Source organism: Telluria mixta, assembly GCF_029223865.1.
Taxonomy (GTDB): Bacteria; Pseudomonadota; Gammaproteobacteria; order Burkholderiales; family Burkholderiaceae_D; genus Telluria; species Telluria mixta.
Genome location: NZ_CP119520.1, coordinates 420,859 through 447,165 on the forward strand (window position 1 = coordinate 420,859; position 26,307 = coordinate 447,165).

General features: G+C 65.9%; 19 protein-coding genes. 7 read left to right on the forward strand and 12 right to left on the reverse strand.

Annotation, left to right across the window (positions count from 1 at the left end; all coding sequences use genetic code 11):
• Positions 1–350 precede the first annotated feature (350 nt).
• Genes P0M04_RS01870 through P0M04_RS01880 form a run of 3 tightly spaced genes read left to right on the forward strand, consistent with a single transcriptional unit; the run spans position 351 to position 3,815 of the window.
• On the forward strand, positions 351–1,406 hold the full coding sequence (locus P0M04_RS01870) for a hypothetical protein (RefSeq protein ID WP_259449019.1): 1,056 nt from the start codon (positions 351–353) through the stop codon (positions 1,404–1,406).
• Entirely contained in the window at positions 1,399–2,607 is a 1,209-nt protein-coding gene (locus P0M04_RS01875; RefSeq protein ID WP_259449018.1) for a cation:proton antiporter domain-containing protein, read from the forward strand. Before P0M04_RS01870 ends, P0M04_RS01875 begins: the two co-directional genes overlap by 8 nt.
• Positions 2,604–3,815: a YbdK family carboxylate-amine ligase gene (locus P0M04_RS01880; RefSeq protein ID WP_259449017.1), complete on the forward strand. Its 1,212-nt coding sequence runs from the start codon at positions 2,604–2,606 to the stop codon at positions 3,813–3,815. The genes P0M04_RS01875 and P0M04_RS01880 overlap by 4 nt, the downstream gene beginning before the upstream one ends.
• Positions 3,816–3,822: 7 nt before the next feature.
• On the opposite strand, the gene P0M04_RS01885 is transcribed toward P0M04_RS01880, so the two are convergent.
• From P0M04_RS01885 to P0M04_RS01925, 9 genes are all read right to left on the reverse strand, one after another.
• On the reverse strand, positions 3,823–4,206 hold the full coding sequence (locus tag P0M04_RS01885) for a YXWGXW repeat-containing protein (RefSeq protein ID WP_259449016.1): 384 nt from the start codon (positions 4,204–4,206) through the stop codon (positions 3,823–3,825).
• Between the two features lie 295 nt (positions 4,207–4,501).
• On the reverse strand, positions 4,502–4,849 hold the full coding sequence (locus P0M04_RS01890) for an energy transducer TonB (protein ID WP_258851162.1): 348 nt from the start codon (positions 4,847–4,849) through the stop codon (positions 4,502–4,504).
• 73 nt (positions 4,850–4,922) lie between these two features.
• Complete coding sequence (locus tag P0M04_RS01895) at positions 4,923–6,701, reverse strand: methyl-accepting chemotaxis protein (RefSeq protein ID WP_259449015.1); 1,779 nt, start codon at positions 6,699–6,701, stop codon at positions 4,923–4,925.
• A 348-nt stretch (positions 6,702–7,049) separates the two neighbouring features.
• Positions 7,050–8,039, reverse strand: coding sequence for a tRNA dihydrouridine(20/20a) synthase DusA (dusA, locus tag P0M04_RS01900; RefSeq protein ID WP_259449014.1), 990 nt, complete (start codon positions 8,037–8,039; stop codon positions 7,050–7,052).
• Between the two features lie 320 nt (positions 8,040–8,359).
• Positions 8,360–9,748, reverse strand: coding sequence for a Gfo/Idh/MocA family oxidoreductase (locus P0M04_RS01905; RefSeq protein ID WP_259449013.1), 1,389 nt, complete (start codon positions 9,746–9,748; stop codon positions 8,360–8,362).
• Positions 9,749–9,777: 29 nt separating this feature from the next.
• Complete coding sequence (locus P0M04_RS01910) at positions 9,778–11,064, reverse strand: Gfo/Idh/MocA family protein (RefSeq protein ID WP_259449012.1); 1,287 nt, start codon at positions 11,062–11,064, stop codon at positions 9,778–9,780.
• Positions 11,054–11,893, reverse strand: coding sequence for an FAD:protein FMN transferase (locus P0M04_RS01915; protein WP_259449011.1), 840 nt, complete (start codon positions 11,891–11,893; stop codon positions 11,054–11,056). Before P0M04_RS01915 ends, P0M04_RS01910 begins: the two co-directional genes overlap by 11 nt.
• Before the next feature lie 8 nt (positions 11,894–11,901).
• A complete protein-coding gene (locus P0M04_RS01920; RefSeq protein WP_259449010.1) occupies positions 11,902–12,702 on the reverse strand; it encodes a 3-keto-disaccharide hydrolase in 801 nt (266 codons plus the stop codon).
• Between the two features lie 224 nt (positions 12,703–12,926).
• The gene (locus tag P0M04_RS01925; RefSeq protein WP_281042356.1) at positions 12,927–14,588 is read right to left on the reverse strand and encodes a sensor domain-containing phosphodiesterase; all 1,662 of its coding nucleotides are present in this window, start codon (positions 14,586–14,588) and stop codon (positions 12,927–12,929) included.
• A gap of 221 nt (positions 14,589–14,809) precedes the next feature.
• Between P0M04_RS01925 and P0M04_RS01930 the strand changes: the two genes are divergently transcribed.
• On the forward strand, positions 14,810–16,009 hold the full coding sequence (locus P0M04_RS01930; protein ID WP_259449009.1) for an RNA-guided endonuclease InsQ/TnpB family protein: 1,200 nt from the start codon (positions 14,810–14,812) through the stop codon (positions 16,007–16,009).
• A 92-nt stretch (positions 16,010–16,101) separates the two neighbouring features.
• Here P0M04_RS01930 and P0M04_RS01935 read toward each other — a convergent pair whose 3' ends face one another.
• The 3 genes from P0M04_RS01935 to P0M04_RS01945 all read right to left on the reverse strand — a co-directional run bounded on the left by P0M04_RS01935 (position 16,102) and on the right by P0M04_RS01945 (position 18,692).
• On the reverse strand, positions 16,102–16,251 hold the full coding sequence (locus P0M04_RS01935) for a hypothetical protein (protein WP_259449008.1): 150 nt from the start codon (positions 16,249–16,251) through the stop codon (positions 16,102–16,104).
• 30 nt (positions 16,252–16,281) lie between these two features.
• Complete coding sequence (locus tag P0M04_RS01940; protein WP_259449007.1) at positions 16,282–17,286, reverse strand: sulfate ABC transporter substrate-binding protein; 1,005 nt, start codon at positions 17,284–17,286, stop codon at positions 16,282–16,284.
• Positions 17,287–17,468: 182 nt separating this feature from the next.
• Positions 17,469–18,692: a sigma-54 interaction domain-containing protein gene (locus P0M04_RS01945; RefSeq protein WP_259449006.1), complete on the reverse strand. Its 1,224-nt coding sequence runs from the start codon at positions 18,690–18,692 to the stop codon at positions 17,469–17,471.
• Positions 18,693–18,940: 248 nt separating this feature from the next.
• Between P0M04_RS01945 and P0M04_RS01950 the strand changes: the two genes are divergently transcribed.
• Genes P0M04_RS01950 through P0M04_RS01960 form a run of 3 tightly spaced genes read left to right on the forward strand, consistent with a single transcriptional unit; the run spans position 18,941 to position 26,300 of the window.
• Positions 18,941–20,119 (forward strand): MdtA/MuxA family multidrug efflux RND transporter periplasmic adaptor subunit, encoded by a 1,179-nt coding sequence (locus P0M04_RS01950; protein ID WP_259449005.1) that lies wholly within the window; start codon positions 18,941–18,943, stop codon positions 20,117–20,119.
• On the forward strand, positions 20,116–23,217 hold the full coding sequence (locus tag P0M04_RS01955; RefSeq protein WP_259449004.1) for a multidrug efflux RND transporter permease subunit: 3,102 nt from the start codon (positions 20,116–20,118) through the stop codon (positions 23,215–23,217). The genes P0M04_RS01950 and P0M04_RS01955 overlap by 4 nt, the downstream gene beginning before the upstream one ends.
• Positions 23,214–26,300: an efflux RND transporter permease subunit gene (locus tag P0M04_RS01960; protein ID WP_259449003.1), complete on the forward strand. Its 3,087-nt coding sequence runs from the start codon at positions 23,214–23,216 to the stop codon at positions 26,298–26,300. Before P0M04_RS01955 ends, P0M04_RS01960 begins: the two co-directional genes overlap by 4 nt.
• The last annotated feature ends 7 nt before the right edge of the window (positions 26,301–26,307 follow it).

Genomic DNA, 26,307 nt, shown 5'->3' on the forward strand with positions numbered 1-26,307 from the left:
TCGGCCCAACTATACCGAATGCGGCTACACCGACCAACCGTACGCCACCCTATTTCCGCTTGGATTAAAATGCACGTCAGAAATGTACTTACGTCAATCATATTTGAGCAAATGAATTATTTGCCCTATACTTGATCCCGGTACACACCTAAAAAACGAGCGGCAGGCATCACGTTGACCTCGCCGCCGCGCGGCCCCGCCGCAGCGCGGATGCATCCGAAGCATCCAGTCTTTCAACGAGTCCAGACGCCGGCCAACCGTCCCGCGCTGCGACCACTTACCTCCGCGCGCCGGACGGATCCAAGCTTCCCCCGGCCCGCACCGAGGTCTTTCAATGAGGGCCGATCTTCATGACCCCAACACGACCATTGCGCCGCCTGCTCGCAACGGCAGGCGCACTGTGCGCCATCCTGATTCCACCGGCGCACGCGGCCAGCCGCAAGCCGGTCAAGACCCCAACGACGCCGGCCATCGCCGACTTCACCCAGCTGAGCGGCGCCCAGCCGCGCGACTGCGCCGCCCCCGCCGCCCCCGCCCTGTCAGGCCTGGGCGAACCGACGATGCGCCGCTGCGCCTGGAGCCAGCGCGTGGAGATGGTGTACTGGCGCAGCATCCCGACGCCGGCAGCCACCTGCCTGCAGCCGGCTGCCATCGCATGGCACCGCCTCACGCAAGCCATCCACGCGGACGCGCCGCCGTGGAACAGCGCCTGGTCCGGCCGCACCGTGACCATGAATACGTCCGAAACCCGGCAACTCGCCGCGATCTGGCGCGGTGACGACGGCCAGTGGTCGGCAGCGCTGTGGCGCTGGCAGCCGTCGGAGAAACCGGATACGCGCACCTGGCAGGCCGGCCACTGGGACAACGTGACGAAGGCCGCGCATGCGATCGATGCAGGAAATCCGCTGCCGGCGGCCTCGAAGCTGTTCGTCGCGTGGCGCGATGCGTCGCAGGGCAAGCCGCGCGTGCTCGATGGCGATACATGGCGCTGGGTGTCCGACAAGACCTGCCTGCGCCTGGAGACCTCGGGCATCAGCCAGACGCGCATCCACCTGCCCTATTCGCGCGACGATGCGAGGCTGGAGCAGCGCAGCGGCATGCAGGTGCTGCTCGCCCGCCGCTTCCCGGATGCCGAGTGGCTGCAGCCCTTTACCTTGCTGGAGCCGGGCCGTCCCGGCGACCGTACCGGTGCGAAGTTCGTCGCCGTGTGGCGCGAAGGCGCCAGCGTCAAGGGACAGTTGTGGATTCCGCTGCGCGACGACGCGGGCATCGTCCGCGCGCGCATCGTCAGCGACCTCGCGCCGGCATCGGCGGAGCGCCAAAAGGAACTGGCGAAGCAGCGGGCCGACGTGATCGGGCGCGAACTGACCGCGCTTGCCCACGCGTGGGAGGTGCGCCATGAATGACGAACTGTACTCGCCCCTCTGGCTGCTGTCGCCGCTGGCCGTTCTGGGTGCCGGCCTGATGGTCGCGCTCGTGATCGGACTGACCCTGCAGCGTTTCCGCATCCCGAAACTGTATGGCGCCGTGATCGCGGGCCTGCTGCTCGGCGCGAACGGTGCCGGCTTCATCGACCGCGCGCTGCTGACGCAGTTCCAGGAACTCCTCAACGGCGCCGCCGCGCTCGTGCTGTTCGAGGTCGGCCGCAAGATGGACCTCGCGTGGCTGCTGCGCAGCGGCCGCCAGGGCGCCAGTCTGCTGCTCGCGACCCTGGCGCGCGGCGCCGCGGCCGCCGTCACGCTGGGCCTCTTCGGCCTGCCGTGGGGCGCCGCGATCTTCATCGGCTCGATCCTCATCGCCGTCAATCCCGTCATCCACAGCTCGATGGTGGCGGACGAAAACGCGAGCGGCACGAGCACGTTCGCGACGTCGAACATGGTCGGCCTCTCCAACTTCGTCGCGCTGCTGGCGCTCGGCATCACGCTCGCATGGACGCGCAGCCACGGCCAGGACGCCGACAGCGGTTTCTGGACGGAGCTGATGCGCCAGGGCGGCAAGCTCGTGATCGGCGCCCTGATCGCCGTGCTGTCGTACGGCGTCTATGCGCTTGCGACCCGGCTGTGCAAGGTGCCGGCGACGCTGCGCCCCGGCATGCTGCTGGCCGCGCTGCTGATCGACCTCGGGCTGTGCTCCGTGATGTCCGCGAGCGCCCTGCTCTCGCTGCTGCTGATGGGCGTCCTGCTGCGCAATGCGGAGAAGCGCGACAACGTGTTCCAGGCGCAGTTGAAGACGGCACAGGACATCGGCTACGTGCTGCTGTTCCTGATGTCGGCGGCGCTCGTCGACCTGCAGGCGCTGCTGGACGGCTGGACCATCGTGGCCGCGCTGACGGTGTTCGCGGTCCGCATCGCGGCCACGCGCCTCGCCCTGTGGCCGGGCACCGCCTGGGACATGCGCAAGCAGCATGCGATGGCCCTGTCGATGTGCTCCCTGGTCAGCTACGGCGGGCTCGTCGTCGACAACACCCTGAATGCCTACACCGGGCTCGATGCGACGTCCACCGCCGTGATGGGCGCGCTGCTGGCCCTGAACGTCCTGCTGGCGCCCGGCCTGACCTGGCTTGGTTTGCACCTTGCGGGCGAAACTTATCGAGGAGGTGCCCAATGAGCGAATTGATGAACGACGAAGCGCTGGGAAAACTGAAAACGGACGCGCAGGCACTCGCAACAAGCGGTCAGGGCCCGGCCTACCTGCCCGACTTCAAGGCGTCCACGATCGGCACGATGGGCATCGAGCTGGAACTGATGGTGCTCGACCGCCTCACGTTCGACCTGTTCCCCGCCGCACCCGACATCCTGCGCCTGCTCGACAAGCACGACAAGCCCTGGGTGCACACGCCGGAAATCACGACGTCGATGCTGGAAGTGGCGACTGCGATCCTGACCTCGTTCGACGAAGCGGCCGAGCAGCTGGAACACATCCGCACGACGGTGCAGCGGGCCGCGTTCGATGTCGGCGCGTCGATCTCGGGCGGCGGCGCGCATCCCTTCCAGAAGTGGAACGAGCAGCGCATCTACCCGAAGGAGCGCTACTTCGCGTCGGAGCGCAAGTTCGGCTATCTAGCCAAACTGTTTACGGTATTTGGCATGCACGTCCACATCGGCGCGGGCACGCCGGACGAGGCGATGCGCCTGTGTTCCTGGCTCACGCAGCGCGCGCCCTTGTTCATCGCGCTGTCGGCCAATTCGCCGTGCTGGCAGGGCGAAGTCTCGGGCTTCTGCAGCTCGCGCAGCAACGTGGTGGGCGCGTTCCCGATGAGCGGCATCCTGCCGTACGAGATCCGCACGTGGGACGACTTCCGCGCCCACTTCGACCAGCTCGCCGGCCACGGCATCGTCAACAGCATCAAGGATTTTTACTGGGACGTGCGCCCGAAGCCGGAATACGGAACGATCGAATTGCGCGTGCTGGATACGCCGTTAAAACCTGTGTATGCGGCGGCGCTCGCGTGCTACGCGCGCGAGCTGTGCCTGGAATGGGCGGACCAGCCGGGCCGCTGGCCGACAAGCAGCAGCCGCGAACTGTATATCTGGAACCGCTTCAACGCGGCACGCGACGGCGTCGACGCGACGTGGATCGATCCTGAATCGGGTGCGGCTATGCCTATCGGGGATGCGATCCGCGCCGACCTCGAACGATTAAAAAAACGCTCGAGCGACCCCGGCTTCGGCAAGGCGTGCGAGGTGATCGAACACCTCATGAAAGACGGCGGACAGGCGCGCTGGCTGCGCGCCCATCTCGCGTCCGGCGGCGGCATGAACGATCTCGCGCGGATGGCGAGCGAGATGTTCGAGGACGGCGCGCCGCTGGGCTAGTTACTCGTCACGAGCGGTGCGGGTTGTTGGGACGGTTGTCGAAGCGGTTCGGCACGCCGTCGCCGTCACGATCGACAGCGCGGTCGCCGTGGCGCCAGCCGCCGCGCTCCATTTGCCAGCCGCGGTCGCCCTGGCGCCATTCCGGACGGTGCCAGACATAGCCCGGACGCACCCGCTCCCAATGGCCGCGCACCCAGGTGTAGCGGTGGCCGTTCCAGTTCCAGTAGCCCGGCGCCCATTCGTAACCGTGGCGCGCGGCCGGCACGACTTCGTGGCGCGGCGGCGGCGGCGCGGTGCGCACGACGACGACATCCCGGGCGGACGCCTGCGCCGGCAGGACGGCGGCGGTGCTCACGATGGCAAGGGCGGTGGCAGCAAGAATGCGTTTCATGGTGGTTCTCCTTTGGTTGCGCGGTGAAGTTGCGCTGTGAGACCACTATAGCGAGAAGCCGCCCGCATTTGCCGGATTGAAGCCGGCGCTTACAACCGATACATGCCGCAACAGGCCGGTAACAGATTTTCAGATTTCACGGGGCCGGATGCAAAAAGGGCGCCCCCGCGGGGACGCCCTTTTCGAATCGTTGGATGCCGCCAGGCCCAGGTCTCGCGCGCACCCGGCCAAGATGCCGGGGACGCAGAGCCTCACCTGGGGCGCCGAGCCAGGCCGGCCGGCACCCGCCGATGGATCAGTCCAGCTTCCAGGCGTAGTCGACCTTGGTCCAGGTCTGCGCCGGTGCGCCGTCCTTGGTGCCCGGCTTGAACTTGCATGCCGACAGGCCCTTCAGTGCGGCCTTGTCCAGGCCCTTGAAGCCGCTCGATTTTTCCAGCTTCGAATCGGCCACCGAACCGTCCGCGGCGACGAGGAAGGACATCGACGTGATGCCCTGCTCTTCGTTCATCAGCGACGCTTTCGGATATTCGACCTTGCACTTGGACGGATCGAACGATGCCGGCGTTTCGCCTGCAAAAGCCGAACCAGCGATACCCGAGACCAGCAGAGCGACGAGGCTCACAGCAAATTTCTTATTGGACATTTTTATTACCCCCGAAAAACAAAGTTTTTTTTGATGCCGGCGCGTTGACCGGCGCTGGACGAGCCGTCCTGGCTCAGAATTCTTCCCAATCGTCGCTGGCGGCTGCCGCTGCGACTTTCTTCGCGGTCGATGCCGGAGCATCCGCCGCACGTTCCTGCTGGGCCGGCGCCTTGGCCTTCGCGGCGGCCGGCTTCTTCAGCTGCGGCTTGGCGGCCGGGCGGACGACGACGGCACGGCTGGCGGTCGCGGCGCTTGGCGCCGGTGCGTCCACGACGGCCTGCTCTTCGCCTTCGGCCAGCTTGAAGATGCTGACGACGCGCTGCAGTTCCGCGGCCTGGTCCTGCAGGCTCTGGAAGGCGGCGGCGGCCTCTTCGACCAGCGCGGCGTTCTGCTGCGTCATGCCGTCCATCTCGATGATCGACAGGTTGACCTGTTCGATGCCTGCACTCTGTTCGGCGCTGGCGCTGGCGATGTCGCTCATGATGTCGGTCACGCGCTTGACGCTGGCAACGACCTCGTCCATCGTCTCGCCGGCCTCGCCGACGAGCTTGCTGCCGCGGCCGATCTTCTCGACGGAGTCGCCGATCAGTTGCTTGATTTCTTTCGCGGCCGCTGCGGAACGCTGGGCCAGGTTACGCACTTCCGAGGCGACGACGGCGAAGCCGCGGCCCTGTTCACCGGCACGGGCTGCCTCGACGGCGGCGTTCAGTGCCAGGATGTTCGTCTGGAAGGCGATGCCGTCGATGACGCCGATGATGTCGGCGATCTTGCTTGCCGAGCTATTGATCTCGCCCATCGTGCCGACGACCTGCGACACCACGTCACCACCCTTGCGTGCCACGTCCGATGCGGTGGCGGCCAGGTGGTTCGCTTCGCGGGCATTGTCCGCGTTCTGTTTCACGGTCGACGTCAGTTCTTCCATCGCCGACGCGGTCTTTTCCAGCGAGCTGGCTTGCAGTTCGGTACGCGACGACAGGTCGGTATTACCGGCTGCGATTTCACGCGAAGCGGTGGTGATGGTGTGCGTGCCGCGACGAACCTGGCTGACGATGTCGACCAGGCTGTTGCGCATCTGTTTCATTTCGATCAGCAGGCTGCCGCGATCCGACGACTTGGTGTCGATAGCGATCGACAGGTCGCCTTCGGCGATGCTGCCGGCGATCTTGGCGGTGTAGCCCGGCTCGCCGCCCAGCTGCTTCAGCAGGCCGCGGGTGATGACGGTGGCGGCAAGGATGCCGAGTGTGACGGCCAGGGCCAGCAGCACGAGCATGAAGTTACGGGCGCTGGCGAAGGCGGCTTCCGCGTCGACCTGGGTCTGCGCGTTCAGCTTGTCTTCCAGCTTGCCCAGCTGGTCAAGCGCTTCCAGCCATTTCTTCTGGGCAGGACGGATTTCCTTGACCATCACGCGGGTGGCGTCCATCGCGTTATTGGCCAGGTAGAGTTCCGATGCCTTGGCGATCGCCGGCATGGCGGCGCCTTCGGCTTCTTTCACTTGATTCAGCAGGGATTTTTCTTCAGCCGACGCTTCTTCCGCGAACTTGGCGACCAGCTTCTGCTGCAGAGCATCGTACTTGGCGGTCTGTTCCTTGAAACGGTTCAGCTCCGGCTCCATGTCGGCCGGGTCCGTCATCAGGGTCAGGGTACGCAGCGAGGTGACGCGTTCGCTCACGTTGTTACGCATGTCGACGACCAGGCGGGTGACGACATTATTGACATTCACGACGTGGTCGAGCCGGTTCTGAATCTGCGCCATGCGCAGGATGCCGACGACGGTGACCATGACCAGCAGCACGAGCACGAGGGCAAAGCCCAAGCCCAGACGCACGCCGACCTTCATGTTTGCTAAGTTCATTCCTTATCTTCCCTGTTTCAAGTGATCGGACCCGCTCCGGGGTCTTTGTCTTTTGTTACGGAAAGTCCATCTTCCCGGTGGACTTGCGTATTTCCGTCAGGATAAATCAAAACGACGATTTGCAGACAGAAAACATGCCCCGCTGTAATTATGTTTCACCACAACAACAGGATTAGATGTCGTGCAAGGAGAAGAGCCCAGATTATGGGTCTATTCTTGCCTTCGGGCAAGGATAACGTTGCAAATGATTAAATAAATGCAACATTTTTTGTAGCGGATTTTGAACATCCCGGCCATTTTCATGCGGCCGGGGTAGTAAAGTAACAAAGAGTCAACCTTACGCGACGCTTACGCGGCCAGACGCAGTTTGCCGGCAGCTTCGAGGAGGAGTTCGGGATTGCCTTCGGCGAGGCGGCGGGAGTCGGACAGCATCTGGCGGTAGCCGCGCGCACCCGGCAGGCCGGCCATCAGGCCCAGCATGTGGCGGGTGATGCTGTTCAGGCGCAGGCCCAGCGGACCATAGCGCTCGAGCTCGGCGCGGATGTACGGGATCATCGCTTCAAGCACTTGCTCGCGCGTTTTCGGCGGCGTCGCGTCGCCGTAGAAGCGGGCATCCCAGCCCGCCATCACATAGGGATTGTGATAAGCCTCGCGGCCGATCATGACGCCGTCCACGTATTGCAGGTGCGTAGCGATCTCGTCATCCGTCTTGATGCCGCCGTTGATGATGATCTCGAGGTCCGGGAATTCGCGCTTCAACTGGTACGCCACTTCGTAGCGCAGCGGCGGGATCTCGCGATTTTCCTTCGGCGACAGCCCTTTCAGCACGGCATTACGCGCGTGCACGATAAAGGTACGGCAACCGGCGTCGGCAATGGTGCCGATGAAATCGCGCACGAAGCCGTATTCCTCGTTGTAATCGATGCCGATGCGGTGCTTGACGGTGACGTCGATGCTGACGGCGTCGCGCATCGCCTTCACGCAATCGGCGACGAGCTGCGGTTCCTGCATCAGGCAGGCGCCGAACGCCCCCTTCTGCACGCGCTCGGACGGGCAGCCGCAATTCAGGTTGACCTCGTCATAGCCCCACTGCTCGCCCAGCTTGGCACTCTTGGCAAGGTCGGCCGGATCGCTGCCGCCCAGTTGCAGCGCGATGGGATGCTCGACGTCGTCATAGCGCAGGTGGCGTTCGACGTCGCCGTAGACGAGCGCGCCCGTCGTCACCATCTCTGTATACAACCAGGTGTGCTTCGTGATCTGGCGGTGGAAGACGCGGCAATGGCGGTCGGTCCAGTCCATCATGGGTGCAACGCTCAGTTTTCTCTTGCTGTCTTTCATTTAATCCCTACTTTTCCCTCTGGGAGGGAGCGATACGACTTCCCGGAACTTCCCGCAGAATGCCCCTGTTTCCTCCCTCGCTGCTACGAATTTGCTACAGATGACTTCGATACTTGAGGTCGGGGACCCTGGCGGGCGCAGGTCCGCGCAGGCCGTCGCGTGGGCGCGGAAAGTCGAGGCTGAGATGGATGCCCGGCGCTTCGACGACACTCGCGGGCTAGCGAATATTACCCTAAAAGAGCTCATCAAGAAGAAGACGGCAGCGTTACGGACGTGGCGGCGGAACCACGGTGACGTTGCCTGGGCACCCGCTGCGGTTTTTAGACGAGCTTGTAGTACTGCTCCCACTCCCTGCGCGGCGGCATGCCGGCCAGCAGCGCGTTTGCCTGCTTGTGGTTGGTGATCTGTTTGGTCGCAGGATCGAAGACGAGCTTCGCGTTGACCCGCTGGGCGATCACGCCGAGCCCCATCGTCTGGCATAGCGGTCCGGCGACGGCAAAGCGCGAGCGGCAGGTTTCCTCGCCCATGCAGGCCTTCAGGAAATTGGCGAAGTGGTTGGATGGGCTCTTCGGTACGGCAGGGAGCGCGATATCCCGCGCGGCCTCGCCGACGATCTGGAGTTCAGATCCATGCGAACCACCCTTGAAGGTCAGGCCGTCGCCATAAATGACCTTCCCGGGCGGAAGCACGGCACCGGTGGCGCTGCCTTTCGATGGCGGCGGCACGCTCGGATCGACGATGGCGGCGCCGAAGTTCTTCGGCAGCGGCGGCAGATTATTTACGCCGTCGTACCAGGTCAGTTCCAGCGGTGGCAGTGCGCCGCGTTGCGGGAAGCGGAATGCCAGCGTCGACGCCTGCGGAAAGATAAAGGGGCTGTGGCCTTCCAGCCGCACGGCTTCGACTTCGGTCGGCAGGCCGAGTTGCAGGAATTCGTGGGCGGTATCGAAAATATGCGCGCCCCAGTCGCCCAAGGCACCGTTGCCGTAGTCGAACCAGGAACGCCAGTCACCGTTGACGTACCCGCGATTGAAATCATGGTAAGGACCGGTCGCGGTCCAGACGTCCCAGTCCAGCGTTGCCGGTACCGGTTGGCGCGGCAGGTATCCGGCCACCGTCATGCCGTGCCAGCGGCGCGGATTGTTCATGAACGCCGTGATGGCGCGCACGTTCTTGATGACGCCGGCATCGACCCACGATTTGAATTGGAAGTAATTGGCCTCCGAATGGCCCTGGTTGCCCATCTGGGCAGCCACCTTGTACTTGCGCTCGGCCGCCATCATCATGTCGATTTCGCGGAAGCTTTGCCCCATCGGTTTCTCGCAATAGACATGCTTCCCTTGCGACATGGCCAGCATCGCGATGGGAAAATGCGAGAAATCGGGCGTGGCGATACTGACCGCGTCGAACTCCTTGCCCATCTTGTCGAACATGCGGCGAAAATCCTGGAAGCGCGGCACATCGGGGAACATCTTGAGGATCTCGACGGTATGCGGCGCGCCCATGTCGACGTCGCACAGGGCCACGACGTTCGCGAGCCCGGTCGCGTGCAGTTCCTTGATGACCTGGGCGGCGCGATTGCCGATGCCGACGCAGGCCAGGTTGACTTTGCCATTGGGTGCCTTGGCGTGCGCCAGCATCGGCGTGGCCATCGCGGCCAATGCGCCCTTGACGATCGTGCGGCGACGGGTAGAGAAAAGCGGCTGCGACATCGGTGTCTCCTTGTAGTAGTCGGGTGTCGTTACTTGTAGCTGCCGGGCCAGGCGATCTCGCGCCCCTCGTCCATGGCCGCCTGCCCCATCAGCGCGGCGATTCCGGAACGGTAGGCGTGCTCGATCATGTGCGGCATCTGCTGGCCCAGGCGGATCGCGTTGGCGAAGGCGGCCATCGACAGTACGGTGCCATCGTCGCCGCCCAAGTCGTGCCGCAGCTGTTGTCCGACCTCGCCGGACTTCGCTTCCGGCTTCCAGCTCGGCGCGCCGATCGGCACCGTCTCCGCCTTGCCCTGCTCGATTTGCGCGACGAGTGCCGCGACGGCGGGCGCCGGGGGCGGCTCCTCCGTGTAAAACCTGCCGCTCTCGCCTTCGATCGTTCCCCTGGGCCCCATGATCTGGATTTCCAGCCCGTGGTGGCGGTTGCTGGTGAGCGAGTCGTAGACCAGGGTCACGCCGTCGCGGTAGCGGAACAGCACGTTGACGTTGTCGTACACGTCGCGCCCGTCCTTCCAATGATTGACGCTGCCGTAGCCGACGCAGGACAACGGCGCGGCATCGAGATACCAGTTGGCGACCTGCAGGTGATGCGACGCCAGCTCCGTCAGCAGGCCGCCGGAACTGGCGCGGTACAGTCGCCAGTTCAGCTTGCGCTCCAGGCGCGGGTCCGGCACCGGACGGCGCCAGTCGTTGTTGCGGTGCCAGCTGGCGCGGATCTGCGTGATCGGTCCGATGTGTCCCGAGCGCACCAGCTCGTGCGCGTGCAGGAACGTGGCGCTGAACAGGCGCTGGTGACCGACCTGGAACACCCGCGGGCTGGCGCTCGCCGCCCGCGCGATCGCCTTGCATTCGTCGACCGTGAGCGCCAGGCTCTTTTCGCAAAACACGTGCTTGTCCGCCGCGAACGCGGCCAGGCAGATCGGCGCGTGCTGATGCAGGGGCGTGGCAATCACCACGCCGTCGATCCCCGGCATCGCAAGCAGCTTGCGGTAATCGCTGAACGCCTTCGGCTTGCCGCACGCTGCCGCCATGGCGTCGTTCAGGTGCGGCGGATAATCGTCGCACAATGCTGCGACTTCGACGCCCGGGGTGCGCAGCAGGTACTGCAACAGCAGGCTGCCGCGCGACCCCGTGCCGATCACGCCGATGCGCACCCGGTCCGATGGCGCATCGCCCACCGGCTGGGCGCGCAGCGGCGCCATCCACGGGAGCCCGCTCAGCAAGGAAGAGCCTGCCACCACGCCGGCCACGCGCGCCAGGAAGCGCCGCCGCTCCTGCGCCTCGAGGCGAATGTCGTCAAGAGGGTTACTGCTCATATCGCCATTCCTTTTGTACACGCCAGGCCCCGCCCTCCAGGCCATAGTCGAACGCCACGGCCTGCGCGTCCCGATAGCGACGCAGCACATCCGCACGGCGCGCTGCCGGGAGCACGAACAGGGCCGTCGACAATGCCTCGGCATCCGCGGCGCCGGGACAAGTGACGGACACGGTCCTGCAACCGGCCACCGCCTGGCCATTCGTCGGATCGATGATGTGTGTTTCGCCAGGACGATTGCCCGACGTGGACATCGCGCCGTCGCGCAGGTCGAACCTGTGCAACGACGTCCCGGGCGCGAACATGTGCTCGACGCCGACCGGCCAGCAGTCGCCGGCGGGATGGCTGCCGATCACGGCCACCGAACTCTCCCCGAAACTGAGAAAGGCCTGCCCGACGTGTCGATCGAGCAGGAACTGCCTGATCAGGTCGAGTGCGATGCCCTTGCCGATACCGCCCAGGTCGAGTTGCAACCCCGGCTCGGTGAAGCGTACGGTACGCGCACCAGGATCGAGGTCCAGCTGGTGCATGCCATGGCCGGGACGACCCGCGCCCTGGGCGATGTCGAATGCGCCCCCGGTCAGGCGGTGATGCCGCATGCATGCGTCCAGGACCGCCCACAGGGCATCGCTCACCGGGACGGCGCCTCGGGCGGCGTTCCGGTTGACCACTGCCAGGTCGCCAACGGCAACGAAGCGGCTCATGAGCGATTCCTGGTCGCGCAGCAGACCCTGCACCTCGTCCGCAAGCCGCTCGCCGGCCTGGCCTGCCGTGGACGGCAAGACCATGCTCAGCCGCGTGTTCATCGACGCGAAGGTCCGGTGAAACATCGGGTCGCTTATTTCCCGTGGAGGTCGCGGATCAGGATATTGCGGAAAGCAACCTCGTCGCCGTGGTCCTGCAGGAGGATGTGCCCGTCAGCCCATTCGCCGAATCCGGGGATGTCGCGGAACTTGCTGGCGGCGACAGCTTCGCGAAAGGCGGCCGAGCCGCGCTCGAATTCCACGGTCTTCCTGCCGTTCAGCCAGAACGTGACGGTCTTCCCTTGCGACAGGATACGCACGTGGTTCCACTGGCCGACCGGCGCAGGGGTCTTGTCCTTTGCGGCTGGAATGAGGTCGTACAGCGAACCGATGGTCCGGTTGCCGTCGCGTCCCAGTTTGGCATCGGGATGACGCTCATCGTCCAGCAACTGGAATTCGAGGCCGATCGCCGAACCCACCGCGGCCGGCTTGCCCGTCACTTTGTCGATCGGTGCCAGATTCGGCTGGGTGAAGATCTTGACCCCGCTGTTCGCGCCGGGTGTGAGCCGCGCATCCAGCGTGAGCTCGAAATCGGCATAGCGCTTGCGGGTGATGATGTCGCCGCCGCCGCGCGATTCCTCGCCACCTTTCCCGGCCACCGTGAGCATGCCGTCGCAGGCCCGCCAGCCTTGTTGCGGGAACCGATCGGATTTCACGCTGCGCCACGCGTCGGTGGACGTGCCGTCCCATAAAACGGTCCAGCCTTCCGCTTTTTGCTGGGGCGTCAGCGGCGCTGACCTGGTGACGGCGCACGGCGCGGCTTGCGCGTGGGCGAACGACGAGGCGGAACATATCGCGGCGACGAGGATCGCCGGGAGCATTCGGTAGCGGGGCATTACAGTCTCCATGTGAACGAAACGCTAAACAAATGGTCGCTGGGCACATGGACACGTGCGGCATATTGACATCCGCCGCGTATGGAATGATTGTTATCGTCCGATGAAACCGAGCAGGGCCGCGAGCACGACGATGCTACCCGGCACTCATCCGTTCACTCTATTTCAATAAAATAATTAGAACCAATGTTTTGTGTATATCGAATGGTTCAAAAAAGGTATTGTTAGTGGTTCCTGGCCGCCAGCCACGCTTCCATGTCACCCACGGACAACGGCTTCGAAAAATAATACCCCTGCGCCTCATCGCATCCCCATTCGGCGAGCAGCGCGACGCCCTCTTCCGATTCGATGCCCTCCGCGACGACGCGATAGCCGAGATCATGCGCCATGCCGATCATCGCCCGCACCAGCTTGCGGTCGCGCTCGCTCGTCGGCAAGTCCTTGATGAAGGCGCGGTCGATCTTGAGCACGCTGGCCGGCAGCTTTTGCAGGTAGGCCAGGCTGCTGTAGCCGGTGCCGAAATCGTCGATCGCGATCTCGATGCCCATGTCGCGCAGCGCGCACAGCTGCTCGATCACGCGGCCGTCGTCCCGTGCGAGGACGCTTTCGGTGAACTCGAGCTCGATCGCGCCGGGCGGCACGTCGTGCCGCGCCAGCAGGCGTGCAACGCCGGCCGCGAAGTCGGGCTCCTCGAGGTTCGGCGCGGACACGTTGATCGACACCTTAAGGGAGTGTCCGGCCCGGCGCCAGCGCGCGACCTGGGCCAGCGCATTGTCCAGCACCCATTGCGTGAGTTCCTGGATATGGGCGGTTTCTTCGACGAGCGGCACGAATTCGGCGGGCGAGACGGGACCATGATGCGGGTGGCGCCAGCGCAGCAGCGCTTCGGCGCCGCGCGGCCGGCCGGACAGGTCGACGCGCGGCTGGAACATCAGCGCCAGCTGGTCGTCCGCCCGCAGCGCGTCGGACAGGCTGCCCAAGAGCTGGAAGCGGCGCGCGTGGATACGGTCGTGGTCGGGGTCATAGCTGGCCGTCAGCACGCCGTCGTCGCGGGCGTCCTCGGCCGCGTTGTACAGGCGGCGCAGCACGTCGCGCGGCGTCACGTCGGCCGGTTTGAACGTATAGACGCCGATGGCGGGCACGGCGCGCACCGGGATGCCGTCGCAGGCTATCGGTTCGCGCAGGTGCAGGTCGAGCCGGCGCGCGGCCGCCTCCCACACGCTCGCGCAGGTTGCGCTCAGCAGCACCGCGCAGCGCGTCGGGCCGATGTGGTACAGGCACGTGTCCGCGTCGAGGCAGCGGCGGATGGTTTCGGTCGAGCTGTGGATCAGGTTCTCGACGAAATTGGCACCGAGCACACGCATCCCCTGGCGCAGCTGGCGCGCGGGCAGCAGCTCGATCAGCAGGGCCGTGTGCTCGGCCTCGGGCTGGCGTCCGGCGATGTCGTCCAGGTCGTCGATCAACTGGTATTCGTTCGGATGGCCGCTCACCGGGTGGATGCGGCCGATGCTGTTTTCCAGTTCGATCTGGCTCATCACCATCTCGGCCAGGTCCGCCAGCAATTCCGTTTCCTCGGTGCTGAACGTGCGCGGCCGGTTGTCGATCACGCACAGCGTGCCCAGGCTGTAGCCCGTGCGCGTGATCAAGGGCGCGCCCGCGTACGCGCGCATGCCGCCCTGCTGCACGATGTCGGTATGTTCGAACCGTTCGTCTGCGAGGAGGTCGGACACCGTGTAGACGCCGTCCGACTGGAAGGCCCAGTGGCATGGCGTCTGTTCGCGCGGCGCTTCCGTCAGGTCAAACCCGACCCGCGATTTGAAGAACTGGCGGTGGCGGTCGGACAGCGAGATCGACGAGACCGGCACCCGCAACAGGCGGCTGGCCATGCGTGTGATGCGGTCGTAGGCTTCGTTCGGCGCGGTATCGAGCAGGCGGAGGTTGTGCAGCGCGGCCAGGCGCGCCTCTTCATTGGCGGTGAGGGGGTTGCAACAGTTCGTTCGGAACTTGGCTAGTTTTCTGCGATCTTATGCAAAACAAGCAAGTTTGTTCGGTTCAGCACGGTTACCAAAGCTCCCGACACCTCGACCAACACCGTTGTAAAAACACAATGCTCGTAGCGCACCGCATCCGGCTGGACCCGAACAACGTGCAGGCGACCTACTTTGCGCGCGCGGCCGGCACGGCCCGCTTCACCTATAACTGGGCACTGAACGAATGGCGGAAACAGTACGAAGCCTGCAAAACCGATCCGACGCTGACCAAGCCTTCCGAAGCGGCGTTGCGACGCCTGCTCAACAGCATCAAGCGCGAGCAGTTTCCCTGGATGCTCGATGTCACGAAGAACGCGCCGCAAATGGCCATCATGCAGCTCGGGCGAGCCTTCGAGAACTTCTTCGCGGGGCGCGCCCGTTACCCGCGGTTCCGCAGGAAAGGACGGGACGACCGCTTTACCTTGACCAATGATCAGTTCCAGGTCGAGGGGCGGCGCATCCGTATTCCAAAGCTGGGATGGGTCCGCATGCGCGAGACACTGCGCTTCGCGGGTCGCATCGTTTCCGCCTCGGTCGCACGTATCGCTCACCACTGGTACGCCAGCATCACCGTCGATACCTCCGATCCACCTGTGCCGCCTGCCGAGAACCAGGGCGCGGTCGGGGTGGACCTGGGCGTCAAGGCGCTGGCCACGTTGTCGACCGGTGAATCGTTCGAAGGCCCGAAGGCGCTGCGTACCTTGCTGATACGCCTGCGACGACTGTCGCGTGGCTTGTCCCGTAAAGTCCAAGGGTCGCGCAATCGCGCGAAGGCGAAGCTGAAACTGGCGAAGCTCCACGCACGCATCGCGAACATTCGTCGCAACAGCCTGCACCAGCTGAGCACAAGCATCACCCGCCGCTTTCACACGATTGGCATCGAAGACCTCAACGTCAAAGGCATGCTGGGCAACCGGCATCTGGCGCGGGCCATTGCCAACATGGGTTTCTTCGAACTGCGCCGCCAGCTCGAGTACAAGGCGGCCTGGCGCGGCGGGAAGGTCTTGCTGGCCGATCGCTGGTTCCCAAGCAGCAAACTGTGCTCAGGCTGTGGATACCGGTTGGATGAGCTCGGCCTCGATGTGCGTCACTGGACCTGCCCGGGTTGCGGGGCATCCCACGACCGCGACGTGAACGCCGCAACCAATCTAAGAAACCTGGCGGTGAGTTCCACCGCATCCGCCTGTGGAGGGGAAGTCGCTGGCCGTGCGCGTGAGCGCAGGGTGAAACCGGCCCCGGTGAAGCAGGAATCCAACCGAAAAGTTAACTATGGTTAGCTTTGCATAAGTTTGGAAGAACGGTGTCGTTCCATCCGGCCACTGTAGCGCCCATCCGTTGTGATAGCAACAGCAATATTGCCAGGTAGATATTAGTCGCCGCGGTTGATGGGAAAGCAGAACGCGGCGATCACGAGCACGATGACCAGGAACCAGGTCACCCGATCCAGCCAGTCCATGATGGGTCCGAGAAAAATGAAGGCCGGCGCACGCGCCGGCGTTGAACCAGAATGCCGGCGCAAGTAGCGCCGGCGGAACGGTATCAGGCTATCTTACTTGCCCGGCTGGTACAACTGGTCGAACGTGCCGCCATCCGCGAAGTGGGTCTTCTGCGCCTTGGTCCAGCCGCCGAACACGTCGTTGATGGTGAACAGGTTCACTTTCGGGAACTGCGCCGCGTATTTCGCGCCGACCGTGGCGTTGATCGGACGGTAGTAGTTCTTCGCGATGATGTCCTGGCCTTCATCCGTGTACAGGTATTGCAGGTAGGCCTCGGCCACCTTGCGGGTGCCGCGCTTGTCGACGACCTTGTCGACGACGGCCACCGGCGGCTCGGCCAGGATGCTCTGCTTCGGCGCCACGATCTCGAACTTGTCCGGGCCCAGTTCCTTGATGGCCAGGATCGCTTCGTTTTCCCAGGCGATCAGCACGTCGCCGATGCCGCGTTCGACGAAGGTCGTAGTCGCGCCGCGCGCGCCGGAGTCGAGCACAGGCACGTTCTTGAACAGCTTGGCCACGTAGTCGCGTGCCTTCGCTTCATTGCCGCCCGGCTGTTTCAGGGCATTGCCCCAGGCCGCCAGGTAATTCCAGCGTGCGCCGCCGGACGTCTTCGGGTTCGGGGTGATGACTTGCACGCCCGGCTTGATCAGGTCGTTCCAGTCGTGGATGCCTTTCGGGTTGCCCTTGCGGACCAGGAACACGATGGTCGAGTTGTACGGCGAGCTGTTGTGCTGCAGGCGCTTCTGCCAGTCCTTGGCGACCAGGCCGCGCTCGGCGATCTCGTCGATGTCCCATGCGAGGGCCAGGGTGACGACGTCCGCCTGCAGGCCGTCGATCACGGAGCGGGCCTGCTTGCCCGAACCGCCGTGCGATGCCTTGAAGGTGACGTTGTCGCCGGTCTGGGCCTTGTACTTGGCGGCGAAGGCTTTACCGACGTCCTGGTACAGCTCGCGCGTCGGGTCGTACGACACGTTCAGGAGAGTGATGTCGGCGGCATGCACGGTCGGGGCAACGAGTGCGATAGCCACGGTTGCCTGGATCAGTTTTTTTAACAGCATATTGTTTCTCTCTTTCAAGGGCAGGTTCTGGAAGTCACAGGTTAAGCACAGCAGGTCGAAAACCAAACGAATACTTTTGCCCTTGTTTATCCGGTTTTGTCATATCCCCTTGGGCACGGGCGCACGAACGCAAACAGGGTGCGCGGCGAGGCCGGGCACCCTGCGCAAACGACGCGGCGGCGTCACAACAGTTCGGACTTTTTCAGGTACGTGCGCAGGATGTTCCTGCTGATATTCAGCTGCTTGGCCGTGCGCACCTGGTTGCACAGGTTGTGGCGCCACGCGTCCTCCGCCAGTTGCAGCACCATGTTCTCGAACTCGATCGTGCGGTCCGAATGGAGCAGCTGCTGCCAGGCCTGGCGCAGTTCCGCGTACGTGCCCTCGACGGCGGGCGCGTGCGGTCGCGGCGCGGACGTTTCCGGCGCCGCGGCGTGCTGTACGAACGCCTGCGGCACGTCCGGCACGGACACCGGGGCAGCCACGGCCTGCGTGTGCCAGCTGGGCAGGTGCAGGTCGGCCGCCGTGATCACGCCCTGCTGGCACACGAGCAGCGCGCGGTGGATGACGTTTTCCAGTTCGCGGATGTTGCCCGGCCACGGATACGCGAGCAGCGCCTGGTCCGCCTCCGGCAGGACGACGGGGTCGGCCACGTGCAGCCGCTGCGCGTACATCTGCAGGAAGTGGCGGGTCAGCGGCAGGATGTCGCCGGCGCGCTCGCGCAGCGGCTTCAAGGGGAGCGTCACCACTTGCAGGCGGTAGAACAGGTCTTCGCGGAAGCGCCCTGCCCGCACGGCCTCCGCGAGATCGACGTTGGTCGCGGCGATCAGGCGCACGTCGATGGGGATCGGCTTGCGGCCGCCCAGCCGCACCACTTCGCGTTCCTGCAACACGCGCAGGAGTTTTACCTGCATCGCGAGCGGCAGGTCGCCGATTTCGTCGAGGAACAGCGTGCCGCCGTTGGCCGTCTCGAACCAGCCGGCCTTGGCCTGCTGCGCGCCCGTGAACGCGCCGCGCTCGTAGCCGAACAACTCGCTTTCGATCAGCGTCTCGGAAAACGCGCCGCAGTTGATGGCGACGAAGTTCGAGCTGGCACGGCGCGAGAGCGCATGCACGTGGCGCGCGACGAGCTCCTTGCCGGTACCCGTCTCGCCCATGATCAGCGCCGTCGCTTCGCTGGGCGCGATGCGCTTGATCAGGTCCTGCAGCGCGCGCGACTGCGGGTCGGAAAACACGAAGGCCGTGGCGCGGATCAGCAGGCTCAGTTGCTGCGATTCGCGGAAAGCGATCAGCGTGGGGCTGTCCGCCCGCTCGAACTCGTGCTCGCCCGGCGGCCTCACGATGGCGGTCGTGGGGCCCGCGGTACGCGGCAGGTCGGCGGTCTTGTGGTGTAGGGTCGTCAGGCTCATGGTTGTCAATATAACGTGCGCTTTCCGGCCCGGAGAACGAAGATAAAGGCATTTGCTTATTCGGCAAGGCGCCGTGCTGGTGGCAGCGCACAACATTGTTGAGGACGCAGCACGCCGCATCGCCGCCTGCTGCGAATCGAACAGTTTTTGCCGCTGCGGCGGCCCAAATCCCGGGCATGGTTGTTGCAGGATGACGACGATCGACAGGCCGTCGCATTTCGACGACGGCCGCAAATCCGGGACCAGGAATGACAGACAAGAGACGATGGCGCCGCGCCGCGGGCGTGCTCGGGCTGACCGCGTGCGTGGGTGTGGCGGGCTGCGGCCAGCAGGTGAAGGAAGAACGCCAGGGCGCCGCCGCCAACCGGCCCGTGCCCGTGGCCGTCGCGGCGGCCGGCAAACAGGACGTGCGCGTCGTGCAGAGCGCGCTCGGGACGGTGGTGCCGCAGGCGTCCGTCGTCGTGCGTGCGCGCGTCGGCGGCCAATTACAAAAGGTGCTGTTCCAGGAGGGTCAATTGGTCAAAGCCGGCGAGCTGCTGGCGGAAATCGACCCGCGCCCGTTCGTGGCGCAGCTGACGCAGGCGGAAGGACAACTCAAGCGCGATCTCGCGCTGTTGAAGAACGCGCAGGCCGACCTCGCGCGCTACCAGGGCCTGCGCGCCCACGACTCGATCTCGGAACAGGCGCTCGACAACCAGGCCGCGCTCGTGCAGCAGTACCAGGGCACGGTGCAGGCCGACCAGGGCGTCGTCGACAACGCGCGCCTGCAACTGAGCTTCGCCCGCATCACGGCGCCCGTGTCGGGCCGCATCGGCCTGCGCCAGGTCGACGTCGGCAACATCGTCGCACCGAACGACGCGGCGGGCCTCGCCGTCATCACGGCCGTACAACCCATTGCCGCGCTGTTCTCGCTGCCGGAAGACCAGTTGCCCGCCATCGCCGCGCAGCTCGCCGGCGCGCAGAAGCAGGGCCGCGTGCTCGCGGTGGAAGCGTGGGACCGCGCCGGCACGCGCAAGCTCGCGCAGGGCCGGCTGGAGACGATCGACAACCAGATCGATCCTGCCACCGGCACCATCCGCTTCAAGGCGCAGTTCGCGAACGCGGACGGCGCGCTGTACCCCAACCAGTTCGTCAACGTGCGCCTGCTCGTCGAGACGCGGTCGGCACAAATCGTCGCGCCCAGCGTCGCGATCCAGAACGGCAACCAGGGGCCGTTCGTGTACGTGGTCGGCACCGATAAAACCGTTGCGCTGCGCCCCGTCACGCTGGGCCCCGTCGACGGCGACAAGACGACCGTCACCACGGGCCTGGAACCCGGCGAACAGGTCGTCGTGACGGGCACGGACCGGTTGCGCAACGGTGCGAAAGTGGTGCTGCCGGAGTCCCGCAAGGCACGCGCGACCGCACGCGCGGAGATCGCGGGATGAACCCGTCGCGCGTCTTCATCCGGCGTCCGGTGGCGACGCTCCTGCTGATGCTGGCCGTGCTGCTGTCCGGCCTCCTCGCGTACCGGCTGCTGCCGCAGTCCGCGCTGCCCCAGGTCGACTATCCGACGATCCAGGTGTCGACCGGCTATCCGGGCGCCAGCCCGGACGTCGTCGCCACGGCCATTACCGCGCCGCTGGAACGCCAGTTCGGCGCCATCGCGGGCCTGAACCAGATGTCGTCGTCGAGTTCCGGCGGCGCGTCCGTGATCACCCTGCAGTTCGCGCTCGACGTGAGCCTCGACGTGGCCGAACAGTCCGTGCAGGCCGCCATCAACGCGGCCGCAAGCTACCTGCCGCAGGACCTGCCGTCGCCTCCCGTCTACAGCAAGGTCAATCCGGCCGACGCGCCCGTCCTCACGCTGGCCGTGCGCTCGGACACGCTGCCGCTGACACGCCTGCAGGACATCGTCGACACGTCGATGGCGCAAAAGATCGCGCAGGTGTCGGGCGTCGGCCTCGTGAGCCTCGCGGGCGGTCAGCGCCCGGCCGTGCGCATCCAGGTCAACCCGGCCGCGCTGGCCGCGTACGGCATCGGCTTCGACCAGCTGCGCGCGGCCATCGGCGCGGCCAACTCGAACCAGGCGAAGGGCAGCTTCGACGGCCCACTGCAGACCGCGGCGCTGGACGCCAACAGCCAGCTGCGCAGCGCCGGGGAATACCGGCAAGTGGTGCTGGCCACGCGCGCCGGCAACCCGGTGCACCTGGCCGACGTGGCCGACGTGCGCGAAGCGCCGGAAGACCTGCACCTGGCCGCGTGGGCGAACGAACACCAGGCGATCCTCGTGAACATCCAGCGCCAGCCGGGCGCCAACGTGATCGATGTCGCGGAGCGCATCAAGGCGCTGCTGCCGTCCCTGCGCGCGGGGCTGCCGGCGAACGTCGAGCTGACGGTGCTGTCCGACCGCACGACCACCATCCGCCAGGCCGTGCACGACGTGCAGTTCGAACTGGTGCTGGCGATTGCGCTGGTCGTGATGGTCATCGCGCTGTTCCTGCGCAGCCTGTCCGCCACGCTGATCCCCAGCCTCGCGGTGCCGCTGTCGCTCGTCGGCACGTTCGGCGTGATGTATCTCGCCGGCTTCAGCCTGAACAACCTCACCTTGATGGCGCTGACGATCGCCACGGGCTTCGTCGTCGACGACGCCATCGTCATGATCGAGAACATCGCGCGCCACGTGGAGGAAGGGGAATCGCCGCTGGACGCCGCGCTGAAGGGCTCGAAGCAGATCGGTTTCACGATCATCTCGCTGACCTTCTCGCTGATCGCGGTATTGATCCCGCTGCTGTACATGGCGGACGTCGTCGGACGGCTGTTCCGCGAATTCGCGGTCACGCTCGCCGTCGCCATCCTGATCTCCGCGGTGGTATCGCTGACGCTCACGCCGATGCTGTGCGCGCGCCTGCTGAAGCACGAGAAGCCCGCGGAGGATCCGTTCTTCGACGCGGTATTGAAGCGCTACGGCCGCGCGCTGGAATGGGTGCTGCGCCACCAGGGCGCGACACTCCTCGTCACGTTCGGCACCGTCGTGCTGACGGCGCTGCTGGCCTGGGGCATCCCGAAAGGCTTTTTCCCCGCCCAGGACACGGGCGCCATCCAGGTCATCACGGAAGGCCCGCAGACGACATCGTTCGGCGCGATGGCCGAGCGCCAGCAGGCCCTCGCACAAGCGCTGCTGCGCGATCCGGCCGTGGCGAGCCTGTCGTCCATCGTCGGCATCGACGGCACCAACGCCACCGTCAACAGCGGCCGCCTGCTCGTCAATTTGAAACCGCACGAGGAACGCGGCGACCGCGCGCCGGCCATCATCGCGCGCCTGCGCCAGGCCGCGCACGACGTCCCCGGCATCACGGCATATTTCCAGCCGCTGCAGGACCTGACGGTGGAAGACCGCGTCAGCCGCACGCAATACCAGTACCTCGTCGAGAGCATGGACGGCGACGCGCTGGCGGCGTCCCTGCCGCCGTTGCTGACGGCCCTCCGTTCGCTGCCGCAGCTCACGGACGTCGCGAGCAACGTGCAGGACGCGGGCCTGAAAGCCTACCTGGAAATCGACCGCGACGCCGCGAGCCGCCTCGGCGTGACGGTGGCCGCCATCGACGACGCGTTGTACAGCGCGTTCGGCCAGCGCCTCGTGTCGACCATCTTCACGCAGACGAACCAGTACCGCGTGGTGCTGGAAGCGCAGCGCGACCGCGACGCCGGCCTGAACGCGCTCGGCAGCCTCTACGTCAGCGGCGCGAACGGCCGCCAGATTCCGCTCGCCACGCTCGTGCGCGTGCGCGAGGCGCCCGCAAACCTGCTGATCAGCCGAGAAAAACAGTTCCCCGCCGCGACCATCTCGTTCAACCTGGCCGACGGCTATTCGCTGGGCGACGCCGTGGCCGCCATCGAGGCGAAGCGCGCCACGCTCGACCTGCCCGAAGCCGTGCAGACCCGCTTCCGCGGCGCGGCCCTCGCGTTCCGCACGGCGCTGTCGAACGAATTCTTCCTGATCGTCGCGGCGCTCGTGACCATGTACATCGTGCTGGGCGTGCTGTACGAAAGCTTCGTGCATCCGCTCACGATCCTGTCGACCCTGCCTTCCGCCGGTATCGGCGCGCTGCTCGCGCTGTGGGTCGGCGGCCACGACCTGAGCGTGATCGCCATCATCGGCATCGTCCTGCTGATCGGCATCGTGCAAAAGAACGCCATCATGATCATCGACTTCGCGCTGGAGGCGGAGCGCAGCCGCGGCATGCACCCGCGCGCCGCGATCTACGAAGCCTGCCTGCTGCGCCTGCGCCCGATCCTGATGACGACCCTGGCCGCGCTGTTCAGCGCCGTGCCGATGATCTTCGGCAGCGGCCCCGGTGCCGAGCTGCGCGAGCCGCTCGGCATCGCCCTTGTCGGCGGCCTGCTGGCCAGCCAGGCGCTGACCCTGTTCACGACGCCCGTCATCTACCTCGCCTTCGACCGGCTGGGCCGCAGGTTCGGCCGCGCGTCCGCCGTCCCGGCCGTGCGCCCGGGCGAGGCGCAGGTGGTGGAGCTGCGCGCGTGAATTTCTCCGCCTTCTTCATCCGCCGGCCTGTCGCCACGATCCTGCTCACCCTGGCCATCGCGCTGCCCGGCATGCTCGCGTATGCGCTGCTGCCGCGTGCCGCCCTGCCCCAGGTCGACTTTCCCACGCTGAGCGTGCAGGCCAACCTGCCCGGCGCCAGTCCGGAAACGATGGCCGCGACGGTGGCGACGCCGCTCGAGCGCGTGCTAGGGCGTATTGCCGGCATCACGGAAATGACGTCGTCGAGCACGCAGGGCGTCACGCGCATCAACCTGCAGTTCGACATCGACCGCGACATCGACGGCGCCGCGCGCGACGTGCAATCGGCGATCAACGCGGCCCGCGCGCTGCTGCCGACGATGCCGAACAACCCGTCGTACCGCAAGTCGAATTCGGCCGGCCCGCCCGTCATGACCTTCGCGCTGCGCTCCCAAACGCACACGCAGGACCAGCTGTACGACATCGCCTTCACCCTGCTGGGCCAGAAGGTCTCGCAAGTCAAGGGCGTGGGCCAGGTTAACGTCAACGGCAGCTCGCTGCGCGCCGTGCGCATCGAGGTCGACCCGAACGTCCTGAACCAGTATGGCATCGGCCTGGAAAAGGTGCGGCAGGCGCTGGCCGCCGCCAACGTCAACGCCCCCAAGGGCTTCGTCGAGGACGGGCAGCGGCGCTGGCAGATCGACGTCAACGACCAGGCACGCCAGGCGCGCGACTACCGCAACCTCGTCGTCGCGTGGAACAAGGATGCGCCGGTGCGCCTGTCCGACGTGGCGCGCGTGCGCGACGCCGTGCAGGACGTGCGCAACGCCGGCACGTACGGCGGCAAGCCGGCCGTGATCATCGCGGCGTTCGCGCAGCCGGGCGCCAACGTGATCGCCACCGTCGACGCGCTGCGCGCCCTGCTGCCGCAACTGCGTGCGATGGCGCCGGCCGGCGTCGACGTCGACGTCGCGATCGACCGCAGCTCCACCATCCGCAAGTCGCTGACGGAAGTGCAGGAAACGCTGGCCATCGCCGTCGTGCTCGTGGTCGCGGTGACGTTCCTGTTCCTGCGCAACGGCCGCGCGACGCTGATCCCCAGCATCGCGATCCCCGTCTCGCTGCTGGGCACGCTCGCCATCATCTACCTGCTCGGCTACAGCCTGAACAACCTGTCGCTGATGGCGCTGATCATCTCGACGGGCTTCGTCGTCGACGATGCGATCGTCGTCGTGGAAAACGCCGTCAAGCACATCGAGGAAGGCATGGCGCCCATCGCCGCCGCGCTGCGCGGTGCCAGGGAAGTAGGCTTCACCGTACTCGCGATGAGCGTGTCGCTCGTGGCCGTGTTCATCCCGCTGCTGTTCATGGGCGGCATCGTCGGGCGGCTGTTCCGCGAATTCGCCGTCACCCTGTCACTCGCCGTGCTGATCTCGCTCGTGATCTCGCTGACGACGACGCCGATGCTGTGCGCGCTGCTGCTGCGCCCTGTCGACACGCATGCGAAGCCCGGCCGTCTGGACCGTCTGATGGACGTCCCGCTTGCGTGGTACCGCCGCACTTTGGACTGGACCTTGCGCCACGCGGGGTTCACCCTGCTCGTGCTGGCGGCCACGATCGCGCTGAACACGTGGCTGTACACGATCGTGCCGAAGGGGTTCTTTCCGATCCAGGACACGGGCCGGCTGATGGGCTCCTTCCAGGCCGACCAGTCCACGTCGTTCCAGGCGATGCGGCAAAAAATCGACCGCATGCTGAAAATCCTCGGCGAGGATCCGGACATCGATAATTTTTATGAATACTCGGGCGGCTTCGGCAGCCAGCAGACGAATACGGGCACCGTGTTCGTGCGCCTGAAGCCGCTGGGCGAACGCAAGGCCAGCGCACAGGAGATCATCGCGCGCCTGCGTCCGAAGCTGGCCGGCGTGCCCGGCATCTCGCTGTTCCTGTCGTCGAACCAGGACCTGACGATCGGTGCCCGTTCCAGCGGCGCGCAATACCAGTACACGATCCTGTCGAGCGACCTGGACGCGTTGCGCACGCTCGCCCCGCGCCTGCGCGGCGCCTTGGCCAGGCTGCCGCAGCTCACGGACGTCAACAGCGACTTCCAGGACAAGGGCCTGCAGACGCGCCTCGTCGTCGACCGTGCGGCCGCCGCGCGGCTCGGCATCACGGCGCGCCACATCGACGCCACCTTGAACGACGCGTTCGGCCAGCGCCCCGTCTCCACGATCTACGAACCGCTGAACCAGTACTTCGTCGTCCTCACCCTGCTGCCGCAATTCACGCAGGATGCCGCCGCGCTGAACCACGTCTACCTGACGGGTGCCGACGGCGCGAAGGTGCCGCTGGCCGCGATCAGCCACTGGGAACGGCAAACGGCACCGCTGGCCATCAACCACCAGGGCCCGGCCGCCGCGACGACCGTCTCGTTCAACCTCGCGCCGGGCGTCACGCTCGACCAGGCCGCGGCACTCGTCGACAAGGCGTTCGCGGGCCTGAATCCGCCGGACAGCGTCACGGGCCGCTTCGCCGGTGCCGCCCAGGTGTTCCAGGATTCGCTCGCCACGCAGCCGTGGCTGATCCTCGCCGCGCTGCTGTCCGTGTACATCGTGCTCGGCATCCTGTACGAAAGCGCGATCCACCCGCTGACGATCCTGTCGACCCTGCCGTCGGCGGGCGTCGGTGCGCTACTGGCGCTGATGGCGTGCGGCACGGAGTTCTCGCTGATCGCGTTCATCGGCGTGATCCTGCTCGTCGGGATCGTCAAGAAGAACGCGATCATGATGATCGACACGGCGCTGCAGCTGGAACGCGACCAGGGCCTCGGGCCGGAGGCGTCGATCCGTCAGGCTTGCCTGCTGCGCTTCCGTCCGATCCTGATGACGACCCTGGCCGCGCTGTTCGGCGCCCTGCCGCTGGCCCTCGGCGCCGGCGACGGCGCGGAGCTGCGCCGGCCGCTGGGCCTCGCCATTGTGGGCGGCCTGCTGTTCAGCCAGGCCCTCACGCTCTACACGACACCGGTCGTCTACCTGGCGCTCGACCGCGTGCGCCACAAGGCGCTGCGCCGCTTCAAGCGCGCGCCGGTGCTCGCCACAACCTGAATCCTCA

Bases quoted from the DNA above. Each gene is read 5' to 3' on its own strand.
- P0M04_RS01940 (WP_259449007.1), bottom strand. From the start codon at position 17,286: ATGCTGTTAAAAAAACTGATCCAGGCAACCGTGGCTATCGCACTCGTT.
- dusA (WP_259449014.1), bottom strand. From the start codon at position 8,039: ATGAAAGACAGCAAGAGAAAACTGAGCGTTGCACCCATGATGGACTGG.
- P0M04_RS01950 (WP_259449005.1), top strand. From the start codon at position 18,941: ATGACAGACAAGAGACGATGGCGCCGCGCCGCGGGCGTGCTCGGGCTG.
- P0M04_RS01875 (WP_259449018.1), top strand. From the start codon at position 1,399: ATGAATGACGAACTGTACTCGCCCCTCTGGCTGCTGTCGCCGCTGGCC.
- P0M04_RS01885 (WP_259449016.1), bottom strand. From the start codon at position 4,206: ATGAAACGCATTCTTGCTGCCACCGCCCTTGCCATCGTGAGCACCGCC.
- P0M04_RS01890 (WP_258851162.1), bottom strand. From the start codon at position 4,849: ATGTCCAATAAGAAATTTGCTGTGAGCCTCGTCGCTCTGCTGGTCTCG.
- P0M04_RS01910 (WP_259449012.1), bottom strand. From the start codon at position 11,064: ATGAGCAGTAACCCTCTTGACGACATTCGCCTCGAGGCGCAGGAGCGG.
- P0M04_RS01920 (WP_259449010.1), bottom strand. From the start codon at position 12,702: ATGCCCCGCTACCGAATGCTCCCGGCGATCCTCGTCGCCGCGATATGT.
- P0M04_RS01945 (WP_259449006.1), bottom strand. From the start codon at position 18,692: ATGAGCCTGACGACCCTACACCACAAGACCGCCGACCTGCCGCGTACC.
- P0M04_RS01925 (WP_281042356.1), bottom strand. From the start codon at position 14,588: ATGGCCAGCCGCCTGTTGCGGGTGCCGGTCTCGTCGATCTCGCTGTCC.
- P0M04_RS01915 (WP_259449011.1), bottom strand. From the start codon at position 11,893: ATGTTTCACCGGACCTTCGCGTCGATGAACACGCGGCTGAGCATGGTC.
- P0M04_RS01880 (WP_259449017.1), top strand. From the start codon at position 2,604: ATGAGCGAATTGATGAACGACGAAGCGCTGGGAAAACTGAAAACGGAC.
- P0M04_RS01930 (WP_259449009.1), top strand. From the start codon at position 14,810: ATGCTCGTAGCGCACCGCATCCGGCTGGACCCGAACAACGTGCAGGCG.
- P0M04_RS01870 (WP_259449019.1), top strand. From the start codon at position 351: ATGACCCCAACACGACCATTGCGCCGCCTGCTCGCAACGGCAGGCGCA.
- P0M04_RS01955 (WP_259449004.1), top strand. From the start codon at position 20,116: ATGAACCCGTCGCGCGTCTTCATCCGGCGTCCGGTGGCGACGCTCCTG.
- P0M04_RS01895 (WP_259449015.1), bottom strand. From the start codon at position 6,701: ATGAACTTAGCAAACATGAAGGTCGGCGTGCGTCTGGGCTTGGGCTTT.
- P0M04_RS01905 (WP_259449013.1), bottom strand. From the start codon at position 9,748: ATGTCGCAGCCGCTTTTCTCTACCCGTCGCCGCACGATCGTCAAGGGC.